18 protein-coding genes are annotated in these 25,702 nt (G+C 62.5%); 12 read left to right on the top strand and 6 right to left on the bottom strand.

Annotation, left to right across the window (positions count from 1 at the left end):
• Positions 1 to 6 precede the first annotated feature (6 nt).
• Complete coding sequence (locus BG57_RS02545; protein ID WP_035959991.1) at positions 7 to 210, bottom strand: CsbD family protein; 204 nt, start codon at positions 208 to 210, stop codon at positions 7 to 9.
• 460 nt (positions 211 to 670) lie between these two features.
• On the opposite strand from BG57_RS02545, the gene BG57_RS02550 reads away from it, so the two are divergent.
• On the top strand, positions 671 to 1,822 hold the full coding sequence (locus BG57_RS02550; RefSeq protein ID WP_035959994.1) for a porin: 1,152 nt from the start codon (positions 671 to 673) through the stop codon (positions 1,820 to 1,822).
• Positions 1,823 to 1,896: 74 nt separating this feature from the next.
• On the opposite strand, the gene BG57_RS02555 is transcribed toward BG57_RS02550, so the two are convergent.
• Both BG57_RS02555 and BG57_RS02560 read right to left on the bottom strand, forming a co-directional pair.
• Positions 1,897 to 4,290 (bottom strand): ATP-binding protein, encoded by a 2,394-nt coding sequence (locus tag BG57_RS02555; RefSeq protein WP_035959997.1) that lies wholly within the window; start codon positions 4,288 to 4,290, stop codon positions 1,897 to 1,899.
• 176 nt (positions 4,291 to 4,466) lie between these two features.
• On the bottom strand, positions 4,467 to 5,342 hold the full coding sequence (locus BG57_RS02560; RefSeq protein ID WP_035960000.1) for a manganese catalase family protein: 876 nt from the start codon (positions 5,340 to 5,342) through the stop codon (positions 4,467 to 4,469).
• A 337-nt stretch (positions 5,343 to 5,679) separates the two neighbouring features.
• On the opposite strand from BG57_RS02560, the gene BG57_RS02565 reads away from it, so the two are divergent.
• The 4 genes from BG57_RS02565 to BG57_RS02580 all read left to right on the top strand — a co-directional run bounded on the left by BG57_RS02565 (position 5,680) and on the right by BG57_RS02580 (position 12,130).
• Positions 5,680 to 6,849: a zinc-dependent alcohol dehydrogenase gene (locus BG57_RS02565; protein WP_035960002.1), complete on the top strand. Its 1,170-nt coding sequence runs from the start codon at positions 5,680 to 5,682 to the stop codon at positions 6,847 to 6,849.
• Positions 6,850 to 7,158: 309 nt separating this feature from the next.
• The gene (locus tag BG57_RS02570) at positions 7,159 to 8,799 is read left to right on the top strand and encodes a glycosyltransferase family 4 protein (RefSeq protein ID WP_152562490.1); all 1,641 of its coding nucleotides are present in this window, start codon (positions 7,159 to 7,161) and stop codon (positions 8,797 to 8,799) included.
• Between the two features lie 52 nt (positions 8,800 to 8,851).
• Positions 8,852 to 9,652, top strand: coding sequence for a hypothetical protein (locus BG57_RS02575; protein WP_035960008.1), 801 nt, complete (start codon positions 8,852 to 8,854; stop codon positions 9,650 to 9,652).
• 126 nt (positions 9,653 to 9,778) lie between these two features.
• Entirely contained in the window at positions 9,779 to 12,130 is a 2,352-nt protein-coding gene (locus BG57_RS02580; RefSeq protein WP_052005580.1) for a glycogen debranching N-terminal domain-containing protein, read from the top strand.
• 28 nt (positions 12,131 to 12,158) lie between these two features.
• Here the strand turns inward: BG57_RS02580 and BG57_RS02585 are convergent, their stop codons facing one another.
• From BG57_RS02585 to BG57_RS02595, 3 genes are all read right to left on the bottom strand, one after another.
• Positions 12,159 to 12,527, bottom strand: a complete 369-nt coding sequence (locus tag BG57_RS02585; protein WP_035960010.1) for a hypothetical protein — start codon at positions 12,525 to 12,527, stop codon at positions 12,159 to 12,161.
• A gap of 74 nt (positions 12,528 to 12,601) precedes the next feature.
• A complete protein-coding gene (locus BG57_RS02590; protein WP_035960012.1) occupies positions 12,602 to 13,711 on the bottom strand; it encodes an NADH:flavin oxidoreductase/NADH oxidase in 1,110 nt (369 codons plus the stop codon).
• Positions 13,712 to 13,850: 139 nt separating this feature from the next.
• Positions 13,851 to 14,996 (bottom strand): porin, encoded by a 1,146-nt coding sequence (locus BG57_RS02595; RefSeq protein ID WP_035960014.1) that lies wholly within the window; start codon positions 14,994 to 14,996, stop codon positions 13,851 to 13,853.
• A 264-nt stretch (positions 14,997 to 15,260) separates the two neighbouring features.
• On the opposite strand from BG57_RS02595, the gene aldA reads away from it, so the two are divergent.
• The 7 genes from aldA (at position 15,261) to BG57_RS02630 (ending at position 25,480) form a co-directional block, all read left to right on the top strand.
• Positions 15,261 to 16,685: an aldehyde dehydrogenase gene (gene aldA / locus BG57_RS02600; RefSeq protein ID WP_035960015.1), complete on the top strand. Its 1,425-nt coding sequence runs from the start codon at positions 15,261 to 15,263 to the stop codon at positions 16,683 to 16,685.
• Between the two features lie 87 nt (positions 16,686 to 16,772).
• Positions 16,773 to 18,077 carry an MFS transporter gene (locus BG57_RS02605; protein ID WP_035960018.1) on the top strand — a complete coding sequence of 435 codons (1,305 nt, stop codon included), beginning with the start codon at positions 16,773 to 16,775 and terminating at the stop codon, positions 18,075 to 18,077.
• Entirely contained in the window at positions 18,074 to 19,291 is a 1,218-nt protein-coding gene (locus BG57_RS02610; RefSeq protein ID WP_035960020.1) for a mandelate racemase/muconate lactonizing enzyme family protein, read from the top strand. Before BG57_RS02605 ends, BG57_RS02610 begins: the two co-directional genes overlap by 4 nt.
• Positions 19,292 to 19,341: 50 nt before the next feature.
• Positions 19,342 to 20,991 (top strand): GMC family oxidoreductase, encoded by a 1,650-nt coding sequence (locus BG57_RS02615; protein WP_035960022.1) that lies wholly within the window; start codon positions 19,342 to 19,344, stop codon positions 20,989 to 20,991.
• 179 nt (positions 20,992 to 21,170) lie between these two features.
• A complete protein-coding gene (locus BG57_RS02620) occupies positions 21,171 to 22,082 on the top strand; it encodes a LysR substrate-binding domain-containing protein (RefSeq protein ID WP_035960024.1) in 912 nt (303 codons plus the stop codon).
• A 3-nt stretch (positions 22,083 to 22,085) separates the two neighbouring features.
• Positions 22,086 to 22,967, top strand: a complete 882-nt coding sequence (locus BG57_RS02625) for a LysR substrate-binding domain-containing protein (RefSeq protein WP_035960026.1) — start codon at positions 22,086 to 22,088, stop codon at positions 22,965 to 22,967.
• A 242-nt stretch (positions 22,968 to 23,209) separates the two neighbouring features.
• Positions 23,210 to 25,480 (top strand): multicopper oxidase family protein, encoded by a 2,271-nt coding sequence (locus BG57_RS02630; protein ID WP_229753967.1) that lies wholly within the window; start codon positions 23,210 to 23,212, stop codon positions 25,478 to 25,480.
• The last annotated feature ends 222 nt before the right edge of the window (positions 25,481 to 25,702 follow it).

The raw sequence follows: 25,702 nt of genomic DNA on the forward strand, positions 1-25,702 counted from the left end.
GCGGGCTCAGGTATTGGTCGGCTCGCCCGGATCTTCGACGCCTTTCTCGATGTTGTCCTTCTGGTCGGCGTAGTCCTTGCGGCTCGCGCCGTTCGTGATTTCGACGTCGCCCTTCAGCTTGCGTTCTTCGTCGCCGGTCACGGTGCCGATGGCCGTATCGACCCAGCCTTTGACCTGCTCCTTGATGCCGTCCGTCTTGTCCTTGTCCATGTGCGCTCCTTTCGAGAGAGAAGTGATTCGCAAAGAAAGGACGCAACCGTTATGCCCGGCTAACGCGAGCGGGACGATTTCCTCTCGCGAAATCGTCCCATGTCCTCAAGCTGCAACTCATGGTCAAGGCTTCAGACGGCGCATAGGTTAGCAAGGGCGTCGCGCGTCATTAAGGCGGCGATCCGTAAGGCACCGCTCCAGATTCAGCATGAATAACGTCGCCCGTGCGCAACGCCGAATCGACGCTGCATGACGCACTAACGGCCGTAAGCGACTGAGTTGAAACGCATAAAAGTGTTCGGACTACTGCTATTTCTGTTTTAGCAAAGGATTCTTTCCGACGAATTCGCTGAAAAAAGGGCGACGCGATTGAAGCAGTCACATAAAGTGTGTCCGGTTTCTTGGGGCAAGCGCCGCATCGCCTTGAGAAGCCTTTGCTCTACTAGGACACATAGCAACCATGAAAAAAACTCTCCTCATCGCGGGCGTGCTCGGCGCCTTCGCTGCATCGGCTCAGGCGCAAAGCAGCGTCACGTTGTACGGCATGCTCGATGCCGGCCTCGTGTACACCAACAACTCCGCGGGTCACAGCAACTGGCGGCAAGGCAGCGGCACCGTCTCCGATACGTACTTCGGCCTGCGCGGCAGCGAAGACCTGGGCGGCGGGTTGCACGCGCTCTTCAGACTGGAGAGCGGCTTCAACCTGAATAACGGCGGCTTCGACGGCGACGGCATGTTCAACCGTCAGGCTTACGTCGGCTTGAAGAGCGACCAGTTCGGTACGGTCACGCTGGGCCGTCAATACGACTCGATGGTCGACTTCCTCGCGCCGCTGTCGGACGCAGGCGCCGGCTACGGCAACAACCTGGCCGCTCACCCGCTCGACAACGACAACCTCGACAACTCGATTTCGGTCAAAAACTCGGTCAAGTACCGCAGTGCGAATTACGCCGGCTTCACGTTCGGCGGCCTGTATGGCTTCAGCAACCAGGCTGGCCAGTTCGCGAACAACCGCGCATGGAGCGCGGGCGCATCGTATAGCAACGGCCCGTTCAACTTCGCCGCGGCTTACCTGCAGACCAACACGTCGCGCAACGGCAACACGAACGGCGCGGTGTCGGCAGGAAACAGCGACAAGACGAACGTGACCGCCGATCTGCAGCGCACGTTCGGCGCTGGCCTGAACTACACGTACGGCCCGGCGACGGTCGGCTTCGTGTGGACCAACACGCACTACGACAACCTGATCGCGGCCTCGCAAGGCGGCGCATCGATCGTCATTCCGTCGGGCACGAACCTGCATCTGAACAACTTCGAACTGAACGGCCGCTATGCACTGACGCCGGCACTGAACCTCGATGCAGCGTACACGTACACCGACGGCAAGCTGAGCGGTTCGAACGGCTCGGGCGATCCGAAGTGGCATACGGTGTCGCTGCAAGCGGACTACTCGCTGTCGCGCCGCACCGACGTCTACGTCGAAGGCGTTTATCAGCACGCATCGGGTCAACTGGGCGATGCAGGCGCGAACGTCGCGATGATCAACACGCTGTCGCCGTCGACCACGCAGAACCAGGTCGCTGCAACGGTGGGTCTGCGTCACCGCTTCTAAGCACGTTTCTCGCAGAAGCAAGAACGGCCGCGATCGTAACGATCGCGGCCGTTTTCATTTGCGGCGTGGGGCGCTTACTTCTTGTCCTGCAGCGAACGCTTCACGAGCTGTTCGATGTCGTGGCCGGTGCCGCCCGTGCCCGCGGCGAGCCGCGCGAGCGCGGAAGCGGCCGTATCGCGCCGCACGCCGCTTTCGGGGCGAAGGTGCTTCGGCAGCGCCATGAAGAAGGTCGCGCCTTCGTTCAGCACGCCTTCGGCCCATACCTTGCCGCCGTGCCGCTCGATGATGCGCCGCACGTTCGCGAGCCCGATACCCGTCCCCTGAAACTGCTCGTTGACATGCAGACGCTGAAACACGCCGAAGAGCTTGTCGACGTATCGCATGTCGAAACCCACGCCGTTATCGCGCACGACATAGACGGTGTGTCCGGTCAGTTCGCCCGTGCCGTCATGCGCGCCGATATGAATCGCCGGCTGCTCGCGCGGCGCACTGAACTTCACCGCATTGGCGATGACGTTCGCGAACGCCACGTGCAGAAACACCTGATCGCCTTCGATGGACGGCAGCGCATCGACCGACCAGCGCACGCGCGACGAACTCTCTTCGTCGATATCGTTCTGGATGACGGCATGAACGAGCGCATGCACATCCACGTTGTGCGGACGCAGCGCGGCGCGGCCCAGTTGCGCGAACGAAAGAAGATCGTCGACGAGACGGCCGCCGAAGCGCGCCGACGTGACCACGCGTTCGAGATAGCCGCGTCCGCGCTCGGAGAGCTTGTCGCCGTCGATCTGACGGAGCAGATCGGCGAAGCTCACGATATGCCGCAACGGGGCGCGCAGATCATGCGACACCGTGTACGAGAATCCTTCGAGTTCGTGATTGGCGCGGCCCAGCTCCGTCGCGAGTTGCGCGATCTCTTCGGCGCGGCGCAAGACGATGCCGAGCATCGCCGCCCGGAATTCCAGCGCGATTTCGCGCTCGGCGGCGCGCCACGGCAGCGAGCGATTGCGCACCACGTCGGTCCACGTGTCGAAGCTCATGCGCGGCGAAAGCGAACTGGCGAGCGACGTGAGCTTCGCACGCGGATCGCCGGCCCATTCGATCGTCTGCACGACCTCGCGCCGGAACCACACCACGTAGTTGCGATACACCTTCGAAATGGATACCGCGAGAAAGCCCGCGATATCCGGCGAGTCTTTCAGCACCGCGCAGTCTTCGGACGCGCGATCCGACATCACGACGTCTTCGCTCTGATGATCGAGCCAGTCCACGAGCGCGTTCACGCTTTGCTCGTCCGGCGTCACGCCGATCAGCGACGTGCGTCCTTCGAAGATCACCGCTGCGCCCGATGAACGCGTGAAGCCGAGCAGATCGGGGGCGTCGTCGACGAGCGCCTCGACGAAGCTGTCGGTGTTCGCCATCGACGAAAGCAGCTTCGACAGCATGCGCCGCAATTCCAGCCGATATTGCGATTCAGACTGTGTCTCGCGCGCTTCGAGCTGCAACGAAACGATCTGCGCGACGTGCTCGCATGCGGTGCGGACTTCGAATGGCGGCAGGCGCGGCGTCGCGTGATGACAGGAGATGAGGCCCCACAGCTTGTCGTCGACGAGAATGGACATCGACATGGATGCAAGCGTGCCCATGTTGCGCATGTACTGCAAATGCACCGGCGAAACACTGCGCAGCGACGCGTAGGTGAGATCGGTCGGCCGGCCCGTATGCGGATGCAGCGGCGGCACGAGCGGCGCGGCTTCGTAATGCGCGTTCGAGATCAGGCGAATCGGGTTGCGTCGATACAGCTCGCGCGCCTGAGCCGGAATGTCCGATGCCGGGAAGTACTGGTTCAGGTACGACGGATAGCCGGGCTGGATCGCTTCGGCCAGCACGTGGCCGTGGCCTTCTTCATCGAACTGATAGACGAGCGTGCGGCCGAAGCCCGTGATGCGCTGGATTTCCGTCGCGGCGAACCGGCAAATCTGTTCGACCGTTCGCATGGACTGCACTTCGGTGACGAAGGAGCGCACGAGCGGATACATCGTCGAGAACGGGTCGGCGGTGTCCTGCGCGGGCTCGACCTCGACGAACAGCAAGCCTTCGTGCCGATGCACGACGATCGCGAGCGGTCCGGTATGCGCCCATCCGTCGATACGCACGTTGCCGACGTGAATCGCGGCGCCGTCGCGCGTCAGCTCGGCAAGCCGCGCCAGCGCGCGTTCGCTTGCCTGTTCGCCGAGCAGGTTCGAAAGCGGCTGCCCGAGACACGCGTGCGGTGCGATGCGCGCCACCAGTTCGATGTTGCCGCTGACCTGAAGCACGACGCCTTCCGCGTCCACGCTGATGAGAACGCCGTGCGGCTGGATGCCGCCCGGAATGTGGATCGGTTCGCGGGCGCATTCGGCGAAAGCCGAGACGTCGATAGCGCCGGTGGCGGCTGTCTCTGAAGGGGTGGTTTTGTCGATCATCGTCGGGAAGAGGCGTCGCGACAGGAACTCCGTGCGCGAGACGTGGCAGTGTGCACGATTTATGCGTTACGCGGGCGCGAAATGTCATGCAACCGGCATCGCGCACCCGACGATAATGCGATGTCCATGTTTCGTCCCAGGGCTCGTCTCACGACGAGCCCTTCGTCGTCCATCGTTCATACGATCTTGCCCTGTCCCGAGCCGAGGTCCGCGCCGGTTGCCGGATCGGCGGCGGGATTGGACTCGATGCGCGTCGCGAAGCTGGCGAGCGCCTGCTCTTCCGCCGCGCTGACATTGACGCTCGCGGTGCCATCGCCGCCATCGACGGCCGGCTGCGGCTGCTCGACATACTGCCAGTCGCCGCCTTCGTTCCACGGGCCGCGCATGTCATCGCCTTGTGACATGTTGAAGTACACGCTCGTGAACTCCGGCTTGCCCGGCAGCTTGCCTTGCGGGAAGTTCGGCTGAATCGAATGCAGCGCCTTTTCGAACGATTTTTGATGCGCGATTTCACGCGTCATCAGGAAGCCGAGCGCATCCTTGATGCCGGGGTCGTCCGTGACGTTGATGAGACGCTCATACAGGATCTTCGCGCGGGCCTCGGCCGCGATGTTCGAGCGCAGGTCGGCGGTCGGATCGCCGATGGTATCGATATACGCAGCCGTCCAGGGCACGCCCGCGGAATTCGTGAGCGGCGAGCCTGCGCCGAAAAGCAGGGACGTGGTATGCGAATCGTTGCCATTGTTCGTGATCGTGCGATACAGCTCCGCTTCTCCTTCGACGGCTTCGGCAAGCGTCCCCTTCGCGCCCTTGTTGAGCATCGCGACGATATTGCCGATCACTTCGAGGTGGCTCATCTCCTCGGTGGCGATATCGAACAGCAAGTCCTTGCGGCCCGGATCGTCTTCGGTAACGGCTTGCGTGAAGTAGCGCATCGCGGCGGCAAGCTCGCCTTGCGGGCCGCCGAATTGTTCGAGCATGAGATTGGCAAGACCGGGATTCGGCGTGGAAACGCGCACCGTGTACTGCAGGCGCTTGTTATGAATGAACATGGCAGCCTCCTTGACTGTGATGTGAGAAACGCCGCCGTGTCGCGTGCATCGTCCGGCGGGCGCAATCATTCGGCAGCAGTGGCTATTCCCACGGCGTTTCAATTTGCCAATCGGATCGATAGCCATCACAGGTCACGCACGTTGCGGCGCGTTGTTGCAGTGCACGCCGTCGCGCGCACGTTGGATATGCCTCTGCGCTGCCTTTCACGTTTGCAAGACTTGCGTTGTTTGCGGTGCGGAACACGCGTTGCTTGAAGCGGGCTACGGTCGTCGCCTGATACGTCGAGCGAACGGACCCACGCGCGGCACGACTACTCACTCCCGCAGGAGGCAAGCAATGAAGGCGCTGATATGGCAGGGCAAGAAGGACATTCGATACGAAACCGTTCCGGACCCGGTGATCGAGCATCCGCGCGATGCGATCATCAAGGTGACGACGTGCGCGATCTGCGGCTCCGATCTGCACCTCTTCGACGGCTTCATGCCCGGCATGGAATCCGGCGACATCATGGGCCACGAGTTCATGGGCGAAGTCGTCGAAGTCGGCAGCGAGAACAGCGCGCTGAAGAAGGGCGACCGCATCGTCGTGCCGTTCACGATCACCTGCGGCGAGTGCGAGCAGTGCCGCCGCGGCAACTTCTCGGTGTGCGAGCGCAGCAATCGTAACAAGGATGTCGCCGACAAACTGTTTGGCCATACCACGGCGGGACTGTTCGGCTATACGCATCTGACGGGCGGCTATCCGGGCGGGCAGGCGGAATACGTGCGCGTGCCGTTCGCGGACAAGACGCACGTGAAGATTCCCGATGGCCTCACTGACGAGCAAGTGCTGTTTCTCGGCGACATCTTTCCGACCGGCTGGCAGGCGGCGGTGCAATGCGACATCGAACCGACGGACACGGTGGCGATCTGGGGCGCAGGCCCCGTCGGCCAGATGGCGATTCGCAGCGCCGTGCTGCTCGGCGCGAAGCAGGTGATCGCGATTGACTGGGTGCCGGAGCGGCTCGAGATGGCCCGTGCGGGCGGCGCCATCGTCATCAATTTCAAGGAAGAGAGCGTGCTGGAACGCCTGCGCGATCTCACGCAGGGCAAGGGCCCGGAGAAGTGCATCGACGCCGTCGGGATGGAATCGCACGCGACGCGTTCCATCGACGCCATCTACGACCGTGCGAAGCAGGCCGTGATGCTCGAAACGGACCGCCCGCACGTGCTGCGCGAAATGATCTATGTGTGCCGGCCGGCGGGCACGCTGTCGGTGCCGGGCGTCTACGGCGGTCTCATCGACAAGATTCCGTTCGGCGCGTCGATGAACAAGGGGCTGACGTGGCGCATGGGGCAGACGCACGTGAAGCGCTGGACCGACGATCTGCTGCACCGTATTCAGGAAGGACAGATCGATCCGTCGTTCGTGATTACGCATACGCTGCCGCTGTCCGAGGGCGCGGGCATGTACGAGACGTTCCGCGACAAGAAGGACGGCTGTATCAAGGTCGTGCTGAAGCCTTGATGGTGATCGAGCCCGCGCGTCGTCCGGCGTGCGGGTGATTCGGTTTTCATGCGTGTCGTGCTCGCCGGTCGATCGATGCCTCGACGCTCATACAGTCTCTTCCCCAGCTTTCTATCGCTAAGGGCCGGTCCTGCTTGACCGGCCACTTCCGTCGTGGTCTCCTTCCTTCATGCCGCCCGAGGCCGACGCGACCCTGGCCGCCTGCTACCGACGCAATGAGCCGATGAATCGATATCGGCAATCCGCTTCAACAGTCCTGAATCAAGAGCCTGAATAGCTTTCGCCGCCGACGCGCGGTAAGGAGCGCAAATGGCCAGGATTCTCTGGATGTCGGATGCACCCGACCGCCCCAGCGGCTTTGGACTCGTCACACGTGAGCTTTGCGCTTGCCTGCAAAGGCGCGGGCACGCGGTCACCGTATTGGGCTGGTGGACCGAAGGCGCCCGGCCGCCAACGGACGATCTCAACGTGATCGCCTGTCCGGTCAGTCCTGAAAGCTGCATCGAAGAATTGCGTCAGGCCATTCAGTCATTCCAGCCTAATGTGCTCGTTACACTCGGCGATGTGCCTTGGGTCTATTACCTCGCACAGCAATCCGTTCGGAATATGCTCGATGCGAGCGGGATAAGCTGGATCATCTACTATCCTGTCGACGGCACATTGCCGGATGGTTCGCTGCCCGACGCGTGGGTTGGCATTCTGGCGCAGGCGGATGAGCGCATTTCGATGAGCATGTTCGGCGTCGAATCGTCTGCGCGTTCAGGGATCGCCGCAGAGTTCGTGCCGCATGGCTGCGATGAGCATCTGTTCCGCCCGCCGCCGGACAAGCACGCTGCCAAGCGGCGCTTTGATCTCGATGAAAAGTTCGTCATCCTATCCGATGCGCGTAACCATCGGCGCAAGTTGCTGCCGAGACTGCTCAATATCGTAAAGGCTTTCGCTTCGGGAAAGGACGATGTCGCGCTGCTGCTCAACACGAACATCGTCGCCGATGCCGAGCATGGCGCGTACCTCTACGACCTCCACACAGACATCGACATTCTCGGTCTTCGCGACATAGTCAAACTGGCGAATACGCACAGTTGCAAGGCGTTGACGATGGAGGAAGTGTCCGGCCTGTATCAGGCTTCCGACGTCCATTTGCTCTGTTCGTGGGGAGAAGGCTTCGGCCTGCCGACGCCTCAGGCGGCCGCAGCGGGCGTGCCAACCGTTGCAGGCGGCTTCAGCGCGACAGAAGAACTGGTGCAGCGTTGCGGAATCATCGTCGGGGATGAGGGAACCGTTGTCGATGAGTTCGGCATCGTCCGCCATTTCATCGACAGGGAGTCGGCGGTGCGGGCGTTGGAGTCGTTGTATTCCGATGAGACGTTCCGTAGCGATTTGAGCGCGAAAAGCGTGGCGTTCGCGGGCGCGCTCACGTGGGAGGCAGTTGCCATGAAGCTCGAGTCCATCGTCGAGTCGTGCGGGCGCAGGACCGGTTCGAATGCGCCACAGCAGTGGGCGTTGAGTCATGTCGCCAGACCCACGGGCCACGACGCGACGTTTCTCCCGACACCCACGATCACCGTTCCGGTGCGGCATGCAGTCCGTACGCCGCGCGCGGCCCCGATAGTCGTAACGTCGAGCGCCTTCAGCCGAGAACTGGCCCCGCTCGCTCGCCTCTTTCCGGGGCTGCTTATCGAGGACTGCGCGCCTGACGATGACCTTGCGTCGCTACTGGACTCGAACGCAGTGGTGCTCGTCGTGGACCCGGAAGGGCAACTCGAAGTCGGCGCTGATTTGCTGTGTGCGCTCGCTCGCGTCAGTTTCATCGGCCCTAGTCCTTACTGGACGCAACTAAACGGCGATACCCTCCTGCTTCAAGCGCGTCTCGTGCTGACGGATCATCCCTTCGCGGCGGCACGCTGGAATCACGCGCACCAATTGGCGCAAGCGCGACAGAGCGTGTAATCTGGCTGAGTCGAGCGCAGGGCCTTGTCACCGCCTCAACCGGGAGCGTCGGATGGAAGGAGCCTTGAAGGAAGTGGGCAACCTCGCCGGAATGATCGGCAGCCGCGCACGACTTCTTATCCTCGGCGTGCTGACGCCCGGCTTCCTCCTGCTCTGCGAGGCATTGGCTGTCGTCTTCTGGACCGACATCAGCCAGCAAGGCGCGCTCATCGCGTGGCTCACGAAGAATTTCGGGTCGCAATCCTTTGCCCTGGCCCTGCTCGTGATGCTGGTGCTGGCCGTCTCGTACGTGCTCGGCTATATCTCGCGTGAAACCACCTTCGCCCTGAGCACGGCATGGCTTAGGCATGGCTGGCCTCCGGCTCGTTATGTCAGCAAGATGCTCGAACAGATGCGCTTCATCTATGGAAGCGACAAAGTGGATAGCGTGATCGGCCAATACAAGGTTTTCGAACTGGCGAATCACGAAGCGGACTATAAGGAGCACGGCCTCATTCGCCCTCCGGAGTTCTATGTGCGCGAGTATTGCAAGCTTTGGCTTCGCACGAAGGTTCCGGCGCTGTCCACCGATCACATGGAAGCGGAAATCAATCTCGTGGTCGGATTCATCGCCCCGGTTCTTTTCGTGGCGCCGTGCGTCGTTGCAAGACACGGGCAGATCGGACCCTACTGGACTGCGGCGACGGCGGTAATCGCCTTGCTGTTCGCAGTAAGGCTGTTCTACACTATCAACGGAGTTCGGGGCCAGGAGACGGAAGAGGCCATCATCAACTTCCTTTACGCTCACTGGGAAGGTCTTGCTGACAAGCCCAAGCCCAGCATGAGAGTCTGCAAAGCCGCGTTGCCGCGATAGTTCGCAACGCACACGCAATCACGTGGTCAGACCGATGCATTGCCGTGGCCTAGACAAAAAGTGTTATAGGTATCCATCGCCGGGCGTCTCCCTCGACCATTTCAATCTGCGATAGAGGGCGCGCCAGTGGCGAAGTTCCAGATACCCGTTTTGCGAACGCGCTGGCGTTCCCGCAATCTTCATCGATGGTCGCCGCCATCGCGCTGGGCCATCTCCCGGCGCGGCGCAGGGTCGCCGCCCGCGAGAACCGCGGGCCTACGCACTCCCGATCTCGATGACACCGTCGGCATCCCGCGCCTGAGCCCGGATTCGGCTGGCGAGCCCGCGCTTCCCGCGTGGGATATATTCGGAAAACTAAGCAATGCGGGCGACGACCAGCCAGATCCGCAACGCGCCGTCTCGACATCGTTCATCAGTCGCGCGGGTGCGTCGGCGCTCGTCGTCATTTCCAACGATGGCGACATCGACAGTGCAAGGAACGGCGAAACGGGATTCTATGTCGACGACATGCGGATCGTGTCGCTGTTTCGCTTCCGGCTCAATGGCGCGCTTTGCAGGCTGCAAAGCTCCGACACCGACTCGACGCTGTCGTACTTCGCTTTCACGTATTGCTCGGCGGCTCACGATCATATCGGTTTGACCGTCACTTATACGTTCGGAGAATCCGATCTGTGGATCAGCATGGAGACGACGAATAGCGGAAGCGGAATCGAAGACATATCCATAGATGTCGATTTCGCAGCCGACTTCTTCGATACCTTCTACGTCAGGTTCCCGCCGAAAGGCCCGCGAGGCACGCTCCATCCCGCGAAGCTCGCAACGTCCGGACAGAGCGTGGAGTACGACACCCTGGACGGGCGGCGCTTACGCAGCGCAATCGAAGCATCGGAGCATCCGGTCGGCTCGCAAGCCGGAACGATGCGCTTTGCCAGAAGCCTGCAATCTGGCGAAACGTGGAAACTGGTCTTCCAGGCTGGAGCACAGGCATCGACCGTGGACGTGGAATCCTGGACGAAGGCCTGGGACGTCCTCAAACACAGCAGGCTTGCGGCGTTCGCTGGCGGCTGCAACGTCCGCTCCACGAATGCTGACGTGAACAGCTGGCTCACGCGGGCGGAAGCCGACCTGTCGATCATGACCGTCACGCTGGACACTGGGCCTTATCCTGTCGCCGGATTGCCCTGGTTTGCGGTGCCCTTTGGACGTGACGGCCTCATCACCGGGTTGCAGACACTGGAGTTCAGCCCGCAAATCATGAAGGGCGTCTTGCTCCATCATGCGAAGTATCAGGCCACGGAGATAGACACCTTCCGGCAGGCGTGGCCCGGCAAGACCATGCATGAAAGGCGTCTGGGCGAGACATCGAGAGCGAGGCTCAATCCGTTTTACTGCTATTACGGCAGCGTGGACACGACGATACTTTTCGTCATCTGCGTTCATGCCTATTGGGTGCGCTCCGGCGATGATGCTCTGCTGCGCAGCCTGTGGCCTCAGGTCGATCTCGCATTGCAGTGGATGAGCGACTACGGCGATCAGGACGGCGACGGTTTCATCGAATACGCAGCCGATCCGGGCCAGGGTCTCGCGAATCAGGGCTGGAAGGATTCGTGGGACGCCATCATGCACGAAGACGGTACGTTCCCTCGCGGGCCCATCGCTTTGTGCGAGGTGCAGGGCTACGCATATTCGGCCTGGCGCGCCGGAAGCGAGATGGCAACCGCACTGGGCTTTCAGAAACGTGCCGAGTTCTGCGGTTCCGCGGCGGAAGTGATTCTCGCGCGCTTCGACGCGTCGTTCTGGCAGGAAGACAAGGGTTACTACGCGCTGGCGCTGGACGGCGACAAGAACCCATGCCGCGTACGCGCTTCGAATATGGTCCATCTGCCGTGGTGCGAGGTCGTTCCCGCGCACCGGGCGGCGTCGATCCTGGCTGATGCGCTCAGCGCGCCGCTGTTCTCCGGGTGGGGCATTCGCACGTTGGCGGAGGGCGAAGCGCGCTATAAGCCCGACTTGTACCATCGCGGTCCTTGCTGGCCGCACGAAATGGCGATCGCTGCGTGGAGCGCAAGCAACGTGAGGTCTGCGGGAGCCGTCGAGAGCATTCTTTCCGCGACGCTCGAGACCGCGAAAGCGTTCAACTATCGCCTTCCCGAACTGTTTTGCGGATACGAACGCGAGGCCGGTGTTGCACCGGTCGAATACAAGTCGGCGAATCTGATTCAGGCCTGGACGGCCGGCATTCCTTTTTCGCTGATTCAATCGGCGCTGGGCATCGTCGTCGATGGACGGACGTCGCACGTGACGATCAACCCCTTGGGCTTGCCGCCCGAGTGGGGCGACGTCACCGTCGAGAATGTTCAGGTCGGGGCAGGGTCGTTCAGCGTGAAAGTTTCGCGAGAGGCGTCCGGCAAGCACTCGGTGAAGATCGTTCGCAGTGAAGGCGCGACCTTTACCATCGCCGATAACGCACGCGAGTGAGCCTAAAAATTACGGATGACTGATTAGTCTATCGCGAGGGCCGACCCCGCTGCGTCAGCTCGATCACACATGCACTGAATATGCGCTGCACCACGGCGCTGTCGTAGTCGAGTTCGTCGGCCTCAATCATCTGCTCGATGGCGCCGCGGCCCGCGTCGGTATCGAGCATCGGACGAAAGCGCGCTGCGAGCGCCTGCGCCTTCACCGATAGTTTCGCGGTCTCGATCCAGTCGGCGGCGCGCTGATGCCGTTCCAGCCAGCGATGCGCCGCCCGCACCTGAAACGACGGATCGGGCCACGCGCCTTCGAGGTAATACGCGCCGAGAAAGCCGCATGTGAGCCAGCACAGGAGATGCACCCGATCGTCGGGGCCGAGCGGATAGCGGACTTGACTCATGATGGCGACAGCTTCGAACTTCCACGCGCGACGCTTTGAAGATAGCACGCCGCAGCGCCGGCGCGTGCCGCGTGTCAGTCCTCGTCGAACAAATCCCGATACTTGTGAGGCTGCGAGCGCAAATACTGCTTCGGCGCCCGCACGTGCGCGCCGAGCTCCGCCGCCGCGTGCCACGGCCAACGCGGGTCGTAGAGCGCGGTGCGGGCCAGCGCAATCATGTCGGCGTCGCCCGTGCCGATGATTCCCTCCGCCTGCTCGATGCCCGTTATCAGCCCGACCGCCACGACCGGCATTTTCACCGCCGCCTTGACCGCTCGCGCAAGCGGCACCTGATAGCTCGGACCGACAGGAATCTGCTGCGCGGGATCGAGTCCGCCGCTCGACACGTGGATCGCATCGCAGCCGCGCGCGTCCAGCGCCCGCGCGAACGCAATTGTCTGCTCGATGTCCCATCCGCCATCGACCCAGTCCGTGCCGGATACGCGAATCGTCACCGGGCGATCGTCGGGGAACGCGGCGCGCACGGCATCGAAAATTTCGAGCGGAAAACGCATACGGTTCTCGAGCGAGCCGCCGTATTCGTCGTCGCGCCGGTTGGAAAGCGGCGACAAGAACTGATGCAGCAGGTAGCCATGCGCCGCGTGAATCTGAATCAGGTCGATGCCGAGCCGGGCGGCGCGCGCAGTGGACGCGGCGAACGCATCGCGGATGCGTGCAAGCCCCGCGCGATCGAGTTCGACGGGCGGCGTTTCGCTGGCTTCGTACGGCACGGACGACGGCGCTTCGGTCTGCCAGCCGTGCGGATCATCTGGCGGAAGCTGCGCTCCGCCTTCCCACGGCACTTCCGTCGAGGCCTTGCGCCCCGCGTGACCCAGCTGGATCGCGATCGGCATGTCGGACCAGCGGCGAATGCCTTTCAGCGTCCGGTCGATGGCGGCTTCCGTTTCGTCGTTCCATAAGCCGACGTCCGCCCAGGTGATGCGGCCTTCCGGCAGCACGGCCGTCGCTTCGATCGTGAGCAGCGCCGCGCCCGACATGGCCAGCTGCCCGAGATGAATCAGATGCCACTCGGTCATGCAGCCGTCGTCGGCGGAGTACTGACACATCGGCGCAATGACGATGCGGTTCGCCAGTTCCAGGCTGCGAACGCGCGCCGGTGTAAAGAGTGCGGGTGGTTGTGCCATGTGATTCTCCGGTTCGTTGCAGCGTCGCCAGCAAGACGACGCCGTTGCGTGAACGGCAGCAATCGCTATTCCGGCGCGTGAAGCAAAAAGGCCGCTTCGTACGAATACGGAGCGGCCTTTAGCGTCACGGCGCACTACGTCAGAACGCGTGCCTCAGCGCCACGCGCGCGACGAACTGCTCCGAATTCGACGACACGCCTTGCGCGCCCGGAATGTACGCATGATCGAGTACCGAGTCCGTCGACGATCCCGCGATCTTCTGATACACGCCCTGCACATACACGTCCGTGCGCTTCGACAGCAGATAGTCGGCCATCACGCCCGCCGAGTGAATCTTCGGCTTCACCTTGCCGGCGGTGGAATCGTAGGTTTCCATCGAATAGACGTACTGTGCGCCGACAAACAGCGCGGGGCTGAACTGGTACTTGCCGTTCACTTCGAAGTTCTGATAGCGCAAATTTCGCAGCGTATTGCCTTCGGCGGCGAGCGATCCGCCGATATAGCCGTTCGTCACGGGGTCGCGATAACTCGCGTTCGTGTACGCGAATCCCGCCGTAGCCGCGCCGAACGTGTAGTTGATGCCCGCGCCGAACACCTGCATGCGCGTCGCGACGAAGCTCGCGTCGTTGGCCGCGATTGCGCCGTTATCGGTCAGGCCGGGATCGTTCGCATGCAGATACGCCGCGCCCATTGCAAGGCCGCCATTTGCGTACAATGCGCCCACGCTGTATTGCCTGTTGTTCGCGAAGCTCGACGCGTTGCTGAAGCTGTACGTCCCGCCGAACCTGAAGCCGCCGAAAGACGGGCTCGCGTACTTGACCGTATTGTTGACGCGGAACGAGTTGTCCGTGTTGTCGTTGTCGAACGGATGCGCGAACAGATAACCGGCGAAGTTGCCGTTGGCCGTCATCGGCGCGAGATAGTCGACGACGGAATCGTACTGGCGTCCGAGCGTGACCGCGCCGAGTTGCGCGCTCTGCACGCCGACATAGGCTTGCCGGCCGAACATGCGTCCGCCTTGTCCGGCCGCGCCATTGCTCAGATTCACGCCGCTTTCGAGCTGGAACACGGCCTGAGTGCCGCCGCCCAGATCTTCGACGCCGCGCATGCCCCAGCGGCTGCCCGACGCATAGCCGCTCGTCAGTTCGTACACGTCTTTCGACGCGACGTTGCTCGTGTAGTCGATGCCTTCGTCGAGCACGCCGTATAGCGTGACGCTACTTTGCGCGAAGACGGTGGAGGATACGCAGCCAAGCGCCGCGAGCAATAAGGTTTTGATTCTCATGAGTGTCTCGACTCTTTTACTTATTTAGGAAAGCTAGCTTCTAAAGAAAGTTGATCGACCGGCGCGCGCCGAGCGACGAATTGTGCTTCAGCCGTGCGTGTTCTTCAAAGGATTTAGTCGCAGGCCAAGCGTGAGTTTTTCGAATGCTTTGCCAGCGAAAACTTCGCTTGTCGTTGCAGCGCGAGGCGCGAAAGAATGGCCCGCCGCCTAGTGGACAAAACGCCGCAAGCCGGCCCGTCAATCGACAAGGAAGAACCGAGACGCATGAAGCCAGAACGCAATTTCGTGAACGGACGTTTCATCGAGCCCGCCAGCGGCGATATCGCCGCTGTCCTCAATCCGGCCACCGGCGAAGTGGCGGGGCACGTGCATCACGCCTCGCGCGACGAGGCGCTTGCCGCCGTCGCGCATGCTGCCGCCGCGCAAAAGGGCTGGCGCGCGACGACCGCCGTGGAACGCGCCGCGCACATGCGCCGCCTGGCGGATGCGATCGTCGAAGCGTCGGGCCGCATCGGCGCGGCGCTCGCGCTGGAATCCGGCAAGAGCGTGCCGGATGCCACCAACGAAGCGGTCTATGCCGCCGAGATCACGCGCTATCACGCGGAATGGGCGCGCCGCATCGAAGGCGAAGTCATTCCGAGCGACACGCCCGATGAAAACCTCGTGCTGCATCGCGAGCCGATCGGTGTCGTCGCGTGTCTGATTCCGTTCAATTTCCCGATCTACACGCTGATGCGCAAGGTCGCGCCGGCGTTGATCGCGGGCAATACCGTCGTCGTGCGTCCGAGCAACAACACGCCGCTGTCGGCGTTCGAACTGGCGCGCGCCGTCGAACGCGCCGCGTTGCCGCCGGGCGTCGTCAATGTCCTGGCGATGGATCACGGGGCGGCCGAAGCCGTCTGCACGCATCCGTCGGTCGGCATGATCACGCTGACGGGCAGCGTGTCGGCGGGGCGCAAGGTGCTCGAGTACTGCAAGGCGAACATTGCGAAGCCGTCGCTGGAACTGGGCGGCAAGACGCCCGCGATCATCGAGCCGGATGCGGACTTGCAGAAGGCGGCGCGCGAGCTGGTCGCCTCGAAACTCACGCATAGCGGGCAGCTTTGCACGGCCATCGAGCGCGTCTACGTGCACGAGCGCATCCACGATGAATTCGTCGGCTTGCTGAAGCAACAGATGCTCGCGAAGCAGATCGGCGACCGCGCCGACGACGCCGCCTTCATGGGTCCGCTCGTAAACGCGGCATCGCGCGACGGCATCCATGCGATGGTCCGCCGCGCCATCGAAGCGGGCGCAACGCTGGAAACGGGCGGTGAAGTGCCCGCGCGACGCGGCTTCTTCTATCCGCCGACGCTGCTTTCGAACTGCCGCCAGGACATGGAGATCGTGCAGGAGGAGACCTTCGGCCCGGTGCTCGCGGTGCTCTCGTACCGTACGCTGGACGAGGCGCTCGCGATGGCCAACGATCATCAATTCGGCCTGTCGTCCGTGCTTTACACGGAAAACTATCGCACCGCGATGAAGGTCGCCAACGGCATCGAAGCCGGCGAGCTGTATATCAACCGCACTCCGGCCGATCCGTATCAAGGCTTCCACGCGGGCTGGAAGCGCTCGGGCATCGGCGGCGATGACGGCAAGCACGGCATGCTCGAATTCACGCAAACCCGTCTCGTCGTCATGAAGTACTGACGTTTCCTTCCATCATCAAAAGAACATGTGAAGGTCTGCACGGGCGGCGCTGCTGCCCGTGCCAACGGCCTGTCCAGGAGCACTGCCTTGTCTTCCAACCCAGCACGAACCAGCCAAAGCGTGGCCGCCGCGCCGCGCGAATCTTCCAACGCGAGCCGCTATCTGCAGCTTGCGTTGCTCGTGATTGCCGCGGGCGCGATCTATCCGATTCTGTATCTTCGGCAGGTCTATCAGCCGACGATGCTCGAAGTCTTCCATATCAGCGAAGCGCAACTCGGCTATCTCTATTCCGCGCTCGGCATCATCTTTCTTCTGTGCTATCTGCCGAGCGGATGGCTCGCTGACCGCATCGCGCCGCGCATGCTCATTTCGTTCTCGCTGATCGCAACCGGCGCGCTCGGCCTGTGGTATTCGACGGCGCCCTCGTTCGCATCGCTCGTCGTCATCTTCGGCGGATGGGGCCTCACTACCGGCCTCACGTTCTGGGCAGCGATCATCAAGCGCGTGTCGATGATCGCTTCCGCCGACGAGCAGGGCCGCTTCTTCGGCTTTCTCGATGGCGGCCGCGGTCTCATCGAAGCGATGCTCGCGACGATCGCAATCGGGCTGTTCGCGTGGGTCACGTCGACGCATGGCGAATCGAATGCGGCCGGCTTCAAGCTCGTCGTCTACCTGTACGCGTTCCTGTGCATCGCGCTCGGCGTGGTGCTCGGTCTGGTGCGCGATCCGCAAGCGGGCGCATCGGCACAAGCAGCGCGCAAGGACAGCAACGTGTTTCACGATCTCGCCGCGCTCTTCAAGAACCGCGAGTTGCTGCTGCTCGCGGCCATCGTGTTCTGCGGGTATCAAGTGTTCTGGGCGACGTATAGCTTCTCGGCTTATCTGCACGAGAAGGAGATCGGCCTGTCGGTGGTGACGGCGGGCGCGATCACGACGCTCAAGCTCTGGATGCGCCCGATCGGCGGCGTCGGCGGCGGCTTTCTGGGCGATCGTTTTTCAAAGGTTTCGGTGCTCGTCACGGCGCTCTTCTGCGCGTCGGCGGCGCTGCTCGTGCTGATCGCGGCGCCCGCCATCGCCAGTCACGCGCTGGTCGCCGTGCTGGTCCTCTTCATCGGCGTGATGACGTACGCGATTCGCGGCCTCTACTGGTCGCTGCTCGATCAATGCAAGGTGCCCGCGCAGACGATGGGCCTCGCCATCGGCCTCGTCTCCGTGCTCGGCTATATGCCCGATACGTTTCTGCCGCTCGTGAACGGCTATCTGACGCAGAACTATCCCGGCGTCCTCGGCTACCAGATGTATTTCGGCTATGTCGCGTGCATGGCCGCGCTGGGCGGAGTCGCGGGGCTCGTCTTCAAACACAGGATCAATCGCCAGGGAGCGCAACAATGAAAATCGCCGCACTGGAGACGTTTATCGTCGCGGTTCCGCCGCCGCACATCGGCGGCATGTACTGGATCTTCGTGAAGCTGCGCACGGATTGCGGCATCGAAGGCGTCGGCGAGATTTACTCGGCGACATTCCATCCGAAGGCGATGACGCACATCATCGACGATGTCTTCGATCGCTATCTCCTCGGCCACGATCCGCATCACGTCGAGCGTTTCTATCGCGAGGCGTATTCGAGCGGCTTCACGCAGCGTCCCGACCTCACGATGATGGGCGTCGTCAGCGGCCTCGAAATGGCGTGCTGGGACATCATCGGCAAGGCGGCGGGCAAGCCGGTCTACGAACTGCTCGGCGGCCGCGTGCATGAACGGCTGCGGTCCTATACGTATCTCTATCCGAAGAACAGCCGCGGCGAGTACGACTACGACGATCCCGATCTCGCCGCCGAATGCGCCGCGCAGAACGTCGCGCTCGGCTTCACGGCCGTGAAGTTCGATCCCGCTGGCCCGTACACCGCGTATTCCGGACACCAGATTTCGCTCGACGTGATGGATCGCTGCGAAACCTTCTGCCGCAAGGTGCGCGACGCCGTGGGCAGCAAGGCCGACCTGCTGTTCGGCACGCACGGGCAGATGGTGCCGTCAGCCGCGATCCGTCTTGCCGAGCGTCTCGCCAAGTTCGATCCGCTGTGGTTCGAAGAGCCGGTGCCGCCGGGACAGGAATCCGCGATGGCGCAAGTCGCGGCGAAGACGAGCATTCCGATTGCAGCGGGCGAACGCCTCACGACCAAGTACGAGTTCCACAAGCTGCTCGAAGCGCGCGCCGCGTCGATTCTGCAATTCAACGTTGGACGCGTGGGCGGCCTGCTCGAAGCGAAAAAGATCGCGAGCCTTGCCGAAGTCCATTACGCGCAGATCGCACCGCATCTCTACAACGGTCCGGTCGGCGCGGCGGCCAGCGTGCAGATCGCCGCGTGCTCGCCGAACTTCCTGATTCAGGAAAGCATCGGCACATGGGATAGCTTCCACGCCGAAGTGCTGAAGACGCCGATTCGCTGGGAAGACGGCTACATCATTCCGTCGCGCGAGCCGGGCTTGGGCGTCGAACTGAACATGGACGTGGTGCGCGCGCATACGCCTTATACGGGCGATCGGCTGCATCTGCAGATGGCGTCGAAACCCTTCGACGTGAAAGACCTCGCGCCCGCCAAGGGCTGACGGCTAAAGACTAAACGCTCACGCAATCCAACATGAATCGTCAACAAGACATGGAATTCGACTACATCATCGTGGGCGCGGGCTCGGCGGGCTGCATTCTCGCGGACAGGCTGTCGGAGTCGGGACAGCATTCGGTGCTGCTGCTCGAAGCGGGCGGCGAGGATGCATCGTTCTGGTTCAAGGTTCCGGTGGGCTTCACGAAGACCTACTACAACCCCGAGTACAACTGGATGTACTACAGCGAGCCCGAAGCGCAGCTCAACGGCCGTTCGCTGTATTGTCCGCGCGGCAAGGTGCAGGGCGGTTCCGGCTCGATCAACGCGATGATCTACGTGCGCGGCCAGCCGCACGACTTCGACGACTGGGCGCGTGCGGGCAATCGCGGCTGGGGCTTTCGTGACGTGCTGCCGTATTTCCGCAAGCTCGAATCGCATCCGCTCGGCGACACGGAGTATCACGGCGCGCAGGGCAAGATCAGCATCTCGCCGATGAAGGGCTCGGCGCATCCCATTTGCGAGCGTTTCCTGGAAGGCGCGCAGCAGGCAGGCTACCCGCGCACCGACGATTTCAACGGCCCGCACTTCGAAGGCGCGGGCGTCTACGATGTCAACGCGCGCAACGGACAGCGATCGTCGAGCAGCTTCGAGTATCTGCATCCGGCGCTCGGGCGCAAGAATCTGCGCATCGAGCGCAACGTCACCGTGCATCGCGTGCTGTTCGACGAGAACAAGCGTGCGGTCGGCGTGCTCGCCTCACGTGGCGGCGAGTCGCTCGGTTTCGGAGCGTCGCGCGAAGTGATTCTGTCGGCGGGTGCGGTCGATTCGCCGAAGCTCATGCAACTCTCCGGCCTCGGCGATGCCGCGCTCCTCGCGCAACACGACATTCCGCTCGTGCATGAACTGCCCGCTGTCGGCAAGAACCTGCAGGATCATCTGTGCGTGAGCTTCTACTATCGCGCGACGGTGAAGACGCTCAACGATGAATTGCGCTCGCTCATCGGCAAAGTGAAGGTGGGCCTGCAATATCTGTTGAAGCGCACTGGGCCGCTGTCGATGAGCGTGAATCAGGCCGGCGGCTTCTTCAAGGGCGATGCCCGCGAGACCGAGCCGAATCTGCAGCTGTATTTCAACCCGCTGTCGTATCGCATTCCGAAGAGCAGCAAGGCGCAACTCGAGCCGGAGCCGTACTCGGGCTTCCTGCTCTGCTTCAACCCGTGCCGGCCGACGAGCCGCGGGTCGATCGAGATCGCGTCGAACCGCGCGGAAGATGCGGCGAAGATTCGCATCAACGCGCTCACGACCGAGAAGGATCTGCGCGAAGCGGTGCAGGGCAGCAAGCTGATTCGCCGCATCATGCATACGGAGGCGCTGCGCCGGATCACGGCCGAGGAAATATCGCCGGGACCGGATGTGACGAGCGACGAAGCGCTGCTCGCGTACTTCCGCGACCAGTCCGGCTCGATCTACCACCTGTGCGGATCGTGCGCGATGGGACCGGACGCGCGCACTGCCGTGGTCGACGAGCGGTTGCGCGTGCATGGCGTGGCGGGCTTGCGGATCGTCGATGCATCGATCTTTCCGAACATCACGTCGGGCAACCTCAACGCGCCGACGATGATGGTCGCGGAGAAGGGCGCGGATATGATTCTCGAGGATGCGCAGGCGACGCCGACGCAAGCCGCCGAACTGGCGGCCGCGTGATGCCGGTGTGCATGGTCCGGAGGACGCGACCGGCATAATTTGCCTCGATCCGTAAAATGCTGCGCGATACGGCCGCAAGAGCCGCGACGAGCGTGTTAAACCGCTCGCACAGCAGATTGACCAGAGCGGCGCTGTGAGGCGCCCGCTTCGGCCGACAGGAGACACGATTGAAGCGAAAAATGCCCGCCCTGAATGCGCTCAGGGCGTTCGAAGTCGCCGGCCATACCGGAAGCTTCACGCGCGCGGCCGCCGTGCTGCACGTGACGCAAAGCGCGGTGAGCCGGCAGGTTCGTCAACTGGAAACGCAACTCGGCGAAACGCTGCTGTTGCGCCGGCATCATCATCTCGAACTGACTCCTACTGGGCGGCTGCTTTTGCAGGCGCTCAAGATGTCCTTCGACGGTATCGAGCTGACCGCGCGCAGCATCCAGGAAAAGAGCCATCTCCGGCGGCTGCGCATCAATGCGCCGCCGACCTTCACCAGCCGCTGGCTCATGCCGCGCCTGCAATCGCTGCGCGAAGCCGCGCCTGAACTGCAGATCACACTGACGACGAGCCTGCGCGACAACCTCGTCGAATCGGGCGCGCTCGATTGCGCGATCCGCTTCGGCAACGGCGAGTGGGACGGCCTCGACATTCAGTTGCTGATGCACGAGCGGCATATCGCCGTCTGTTCGCCCAGACTGCTGGGCGACCGCCCGCAGTCGAGCGGCGACATCGATCTCAACGCCTTCACGCTGTTGCACGTGCTCGCCAGCAGCGACCAGCGCTATCTCACCTGGCAGCACTGGCTCAAGGCCGCACAAATCGACGATGTCGATCTCAACGGCGGCCATGAATTCGATCTGCTGGATCACGCAATCCGCGCCGCAGTCGATGGTCTTGGCGTGACCATCGCGGACCGGCACATGATCGGGCCGGAATTGCAGCGCCGCGCGCTCGTGCCTTTGCTCGATGTCGAAGTGGACGGACATCAGTCGTACTGGTTCGTTACGCGCACCGGGCAGCAGGACGCGCCGCAAGTCGCGCTGTTTCGCGACTGGCTGCAAGGCGAGATCAAGGCTCAGGCGCGCAAGCGTCAGCGGGGCTAAGCCGTGCGCCGCCTGCCATCGCTGACGGCGCTGCGGTTCTTCGAGGAAAGCGCGCGCCACATGAGTTTCAATCAGTCGGCGGCGGCGTTATGCGTGACACCCGGCGCGGTGAGCCGTCAGATCAGGCTGCTCGAAGATGCGCTCGGCACGAAGCTGTTCGACCGCGATCACAAGGGCATTCGTCTGACCGCACAAGGCGTGGAATTGCTCGAGTGCGTTTCCGAAGCGTTCGATTCGATCGAGCGCGTCACGCGCGCACTGTCGAGCGCGCAACGCAGCGAGCGCAAGCGCCTCACCATTTGCGCACCGCCTACCTTCGCCACGCGCTGGCTCTCGCCCCGTCTCGGCTCGCTGATGGACGCCGTGCCCAATATCGAGCTTTCGGTTCGAACCGACTCGACCGATGAACGGCACTGCTGCATCCGTTTCGGGCATGAGGCGCGTGCGGATCATCGTTCCGAATTGCTTTTCATCGAACGGCATGTGCTCGTCGGCGCGATGAAGTTCGCGGGACAGGCCGTCGAAGCGTTGCTGGCACGCCTGCCCGCGCTGCATGTCCTGCACAACGATGCACGCCTCACGCTGTGGCCGAACTGGCTCGACGCGGCGAGCCTCCCTCGCTCGTGCGCGGACAACGGCATCGAATTCTCGACGCTCGACCAGGCCATCCACGCGGCGCGCGCGGCAACCGGCCTCGCCGTCGTGGACCGCAACATGATCGCGGACGAATTGCACGATGGTTCGCTCGTGCAACTGTCGGCGGTGGAATCGAACGGCCCGTATGGATACTGGCTCGATATCGCATGGGCTGACGCGGCATCCGACGAGGTGCAGGCGTTCACCGATTGGCTGCGAGGTGAAGGCGCGAAAGCAGTGCAGCAGTGATGCATGGCAGTGCTACGCGTAATCTTTACGCTTCGGGATGCGAACCAGCGCAGCCCCAACGCCCGCTATAAACCGCGCTTCGAACCGGAAGAAATTGCTCGATGCAAGCCTTCTGAAAACGCCCGCCATCGATCATGTGCGACACCGCACACAGCCAAATCGATTAGGGATACGTGACGGTTTCTAATCTCCTAATGTCCTCTTGCAGCGGGCTAACGCCAGCCTTCATGCAAGGAGAGAAGATGAAAGCGCACATAGGCATGGTCGTCAGAGCCGGACTGGCCATGTTGTTGACATTGGTGTTAGTTCCGACGCCCGGCGTTGCACAAAGCACCACGTCGCTGACCGCGCGTTCCTTCAGCGATCTCAGCGACGATACGGACGCATCCACCGATAATTCCGCCGTCTCCACACCCGGCAGCCTGTCGTCGATGCTTCAGCGCCTGAAATGTCTGCAGGGATTGAATCCATCAGGCAATTCGGGATCGGTGACGTTGAAGGTTCAGAAGGCGAACTATCGCCTCTACAATCCGTCGACCGATTCCTTCGATACCGTCTCGATGCGTTCGTACAACGGATGCCCGTCCGGCCCGACGATCAGCATCAAGCCGGGCGCAACGCTCAAGGTGTCGCTCAGGAACACGCTCGGCGCTAACGATCCGCCGTCGAATTGCCCCGACAATCCCGATCATTCGACGCCGCACTGCTACAACAACACGAACCTGCACACGCATGGCTTTCACGTATCGCCATCGGGCAACGCGGACAACGTGCTGCTGACCGTGCTGCCGGGGAAGTCGCAGGATTACAGCTTCAAGCTCCCCGCCGATCATCCGTCCGGCACGTTCTGGTATCACGCGCATCTGCATGGATCGACCGCGATCGATGTCGCGAGCGGCATGGCGGGCGTGCTGATCGTGCGCGGCTCGCGGCAGGCGAAGCCGGGCATGACGAACGGCGGCGCGGATATCGATACCATTCTGCGTCGCCGCGTGCTTTTCCTGTCGCTGCCGCTGCGCGAGCACGTGATGCTGTTTCAGCAGATCGAATACGGCTGCTTCAGCAACGCGACGTCGGACGTGCCGCTCGCCGACCCGACGACGGCGGAATGGGTCTGCCCGCAAGGCAGCGTGGGAGAGATTCGCGGCTATAACAATCAGCTTGGTTTCATTCCCGACCCGAGGCCGGGTCATACGGGCCAGCTCAATTCGACGTGGATCATCTCGGGCCGCTATACGCAGATCAACGGCGTCGTGCAGCCGGTGTTTCCGAGCGCGATCGGGTATGTGCCGGCTGGCGATGTCCGCCGTCTTCGCATGGTTCACGGCGGCAACCGCGACACCATCAACGTGAAGATCGTGCGCGCGAATCTTTCGGCGCTTGGCCTCGCGGATTCGGGATCGTTGTCGGCGGCGCAGGTCAACACCGCGACGAACGCGGCGGCGTCCGCGCTCGCGAGGGCGCACACGAAGCCGTCGCAAACCACGACGCTCGACTCACTGTGCAGCGGTGAAGTGGTCAAGCAACTCGAGTTCGCGGAAGACGGCATCACGATGTCCTCGATGATCGAGAAGGATGTCAACTCGATGAACCCGGGATATCGCAGCGACGTGCTCGTGGCGTTCCCGAGGCCGGGGCTGTACTGCATCCTCGACGAAGCCGCCGATGCATCCGCGACCATCAACTTCCGCACCAACTCGACGAAAGTGAAGGACCGCCGGCTGCTGTCGCTGGCGCGCGTGGGCCCCGGCGTCAACATGCCGAATACGACGGTCGGCAATCACTCGAAGTACTGGCAGTACATTCGCGATCAACTCGTCGCGGCCAATCCGACGCTCGCGCAACCGGCGAAGTCCGATCTGCAATCGCTGTCGCTGCGCGCGTTCGCACCGACGACTCCCGTCGATGGGACGGTGGCGAACGTCGTCGAGAAGCAGTTTCAGATCGTGCCGCAGCCCTTCCCCGCGCCGGTGCTTTTCCTGATCAGCGGCAAGGCGTACAAACCGGATGAGATCGGCTATACGGGCGTGCTGGGCAACATCGATCAGTGGAATGTTTCCGCTTCGGCGCTTGCCACGCATGTGTTCCACATCCATACGAATCCATTCAGGATCATGGACATCAAGAACGGAGCCGGCAAGTCAATCTTCAACGGCAATGGCGGTTGCATCCCCGACGAGGGCGCGGACACGCAGTACTGCAACCTGCAGGGCGTCACGCGCGACACGCTGTTCCTCAAGGCCGGCTATACGCTTCAGATGCGAACGGTGTATCAGGACTTCACCGGCGACTTCGTGATGCACTGCCATATTCTCGATCACGAGGATCGCGGGATGATGGAGAACGTGCGCATCGTTTCTCCGGCGACGGCGTATCTGCGCGGCGTCACCGCGCCGATCACCGCGATGACGAAGGATGCGGGCCGCTGGTTTGCGAAGCTCGCCGGCCGCGATGAGACGAAGGTGGCGCTTGCCGCTTCGCTGTGCACGTCGAAGGATTATGCAAAACGGTGAGGGGTAGGGTCGATGCCGGCCCCTTGCCTTGATGGTGAGGGGTTTTGATTGCGATAAGGGTGGGGCGCGTGAGTTTGTTTTGGCCGAGCGAACAGCGCGAAGAATGAGTTCGGCGTCACCGGACTCCAGCGATGTTCGGCTCGAGCGAACGCACTGCGATCTTGTGCGATTGCATTTTTTCTAAATTCGAGCGGCCGCGTTTAGTCGTCTAACGGCGGCAGC

Source organism: Caballeronia grimmiae, assembly GCF_000698555.1.
Lineage (GTDB): Bacteria > Pseudomonadota > Gammaproteobacteria > Burkholderiales > Burkholderiaceae > Caballeronia > Caballeronia grimmiae.

Coding starts and splice junctions, on each gene's coding strand:
- BG57_RS02545 (WP_035959991.1), bottom strand. CDS start 210: ATGGACAAGGACAAGACGGACGGCATCAAGGAGCAGGTCAAAGGCTGG.
- BG57_RS02550 (WP_035959994.1), top strand. CDS start 671: ATGAAAAAAACTCTCCTCATCGCGGGCGTGCTCGGCGCCTTCGCTGCA.
- BG57_RS02555 (WP_035959997.1), bottom strand. CDS start 4,290: ATGATCGACAAAACCACCCCTTCAGAGACAGCCGCCACCGGCGCTATC.
- BG57_RS02560 (WP_035960000.1), bottom strand. CDS start 5,342: ATGTTCATTCATAACAAGCGCCTGCAGTACACGGTGCGCGTTTCCACG.
- BG57_RS02565 (WP_035960002.1), top strand. CDS start 5,680: ATGAAGGCGCTGATATGGCAGGGCAAGAAGGACATTCGATACGAAACC.
- BG57_RS02570 (WP_152562490.1), top strand. CDS start 7,159: ATGGCCAGGATTCTCTGGATGTCGGATGCACCCGACCGCCCCAGCGGC.
- BG57_RS02575 (WP_035960008.1), top strand. CDS start 8,852: ATGGAAGGAGCCTTGAAGGAAGTGGGCAACCTCGCCGGAATGATCGGC.
- BG57_RS02585 (WP_035960010.1), bottom strand. CDS start 12,527: ATGAGTCAAGTCCGCTATCCGCTCGGCCCCGACGATCGGGTGCATCTC.
- BG57_RS02590 (WP_035960012.1), bottom strand. CDS start 13,711: ATGGCACAACCACCCGCACTCTTTACACCGGCGCGCGTTCGCAGCCTG.
- BG57_RS02595 (WP_035960014.1), bottom strand. CDS start 14,996: ATGAGAATCAAAACCTTATTGCTCGCGGCGCTTGGCTGCGTATCCTCC.
- aldA (WP_035960015.1), top strand. CDS start 15,261: ATGAAGCCAGAACGCAATTTCGTGAACGGACGTTTCATCGAGCCCGCC.
- BG57_RS02610 (WP_035960020.1), top strand. CDS start 18,074: ATGAAAATCGCCGCACTGGAGACGTTTATCGTCGCGGTTCCGCCGCCG.
- BG57_RS02615 (WP_035960022.1), top strand. CDS start 19,342: ATGGAATTCGACTACATCATCGTGGGCGCGGGCTCGGCGGGCTGCATT.
- BG57_RS02620 (WP_035960024.1), top strand. CDS start 21,171: ATGCCCGCCCTGAATGCGCTCAGGGCGTTCGAAGTCGCCGGCCATACC.
- BG57_RS02630 (WP_229753967.1), top strand. CDS start 23,210: ATGAAAGCGCACATAGGCATGGTCGTCAGAGCCGGACTGGCCATGTTG.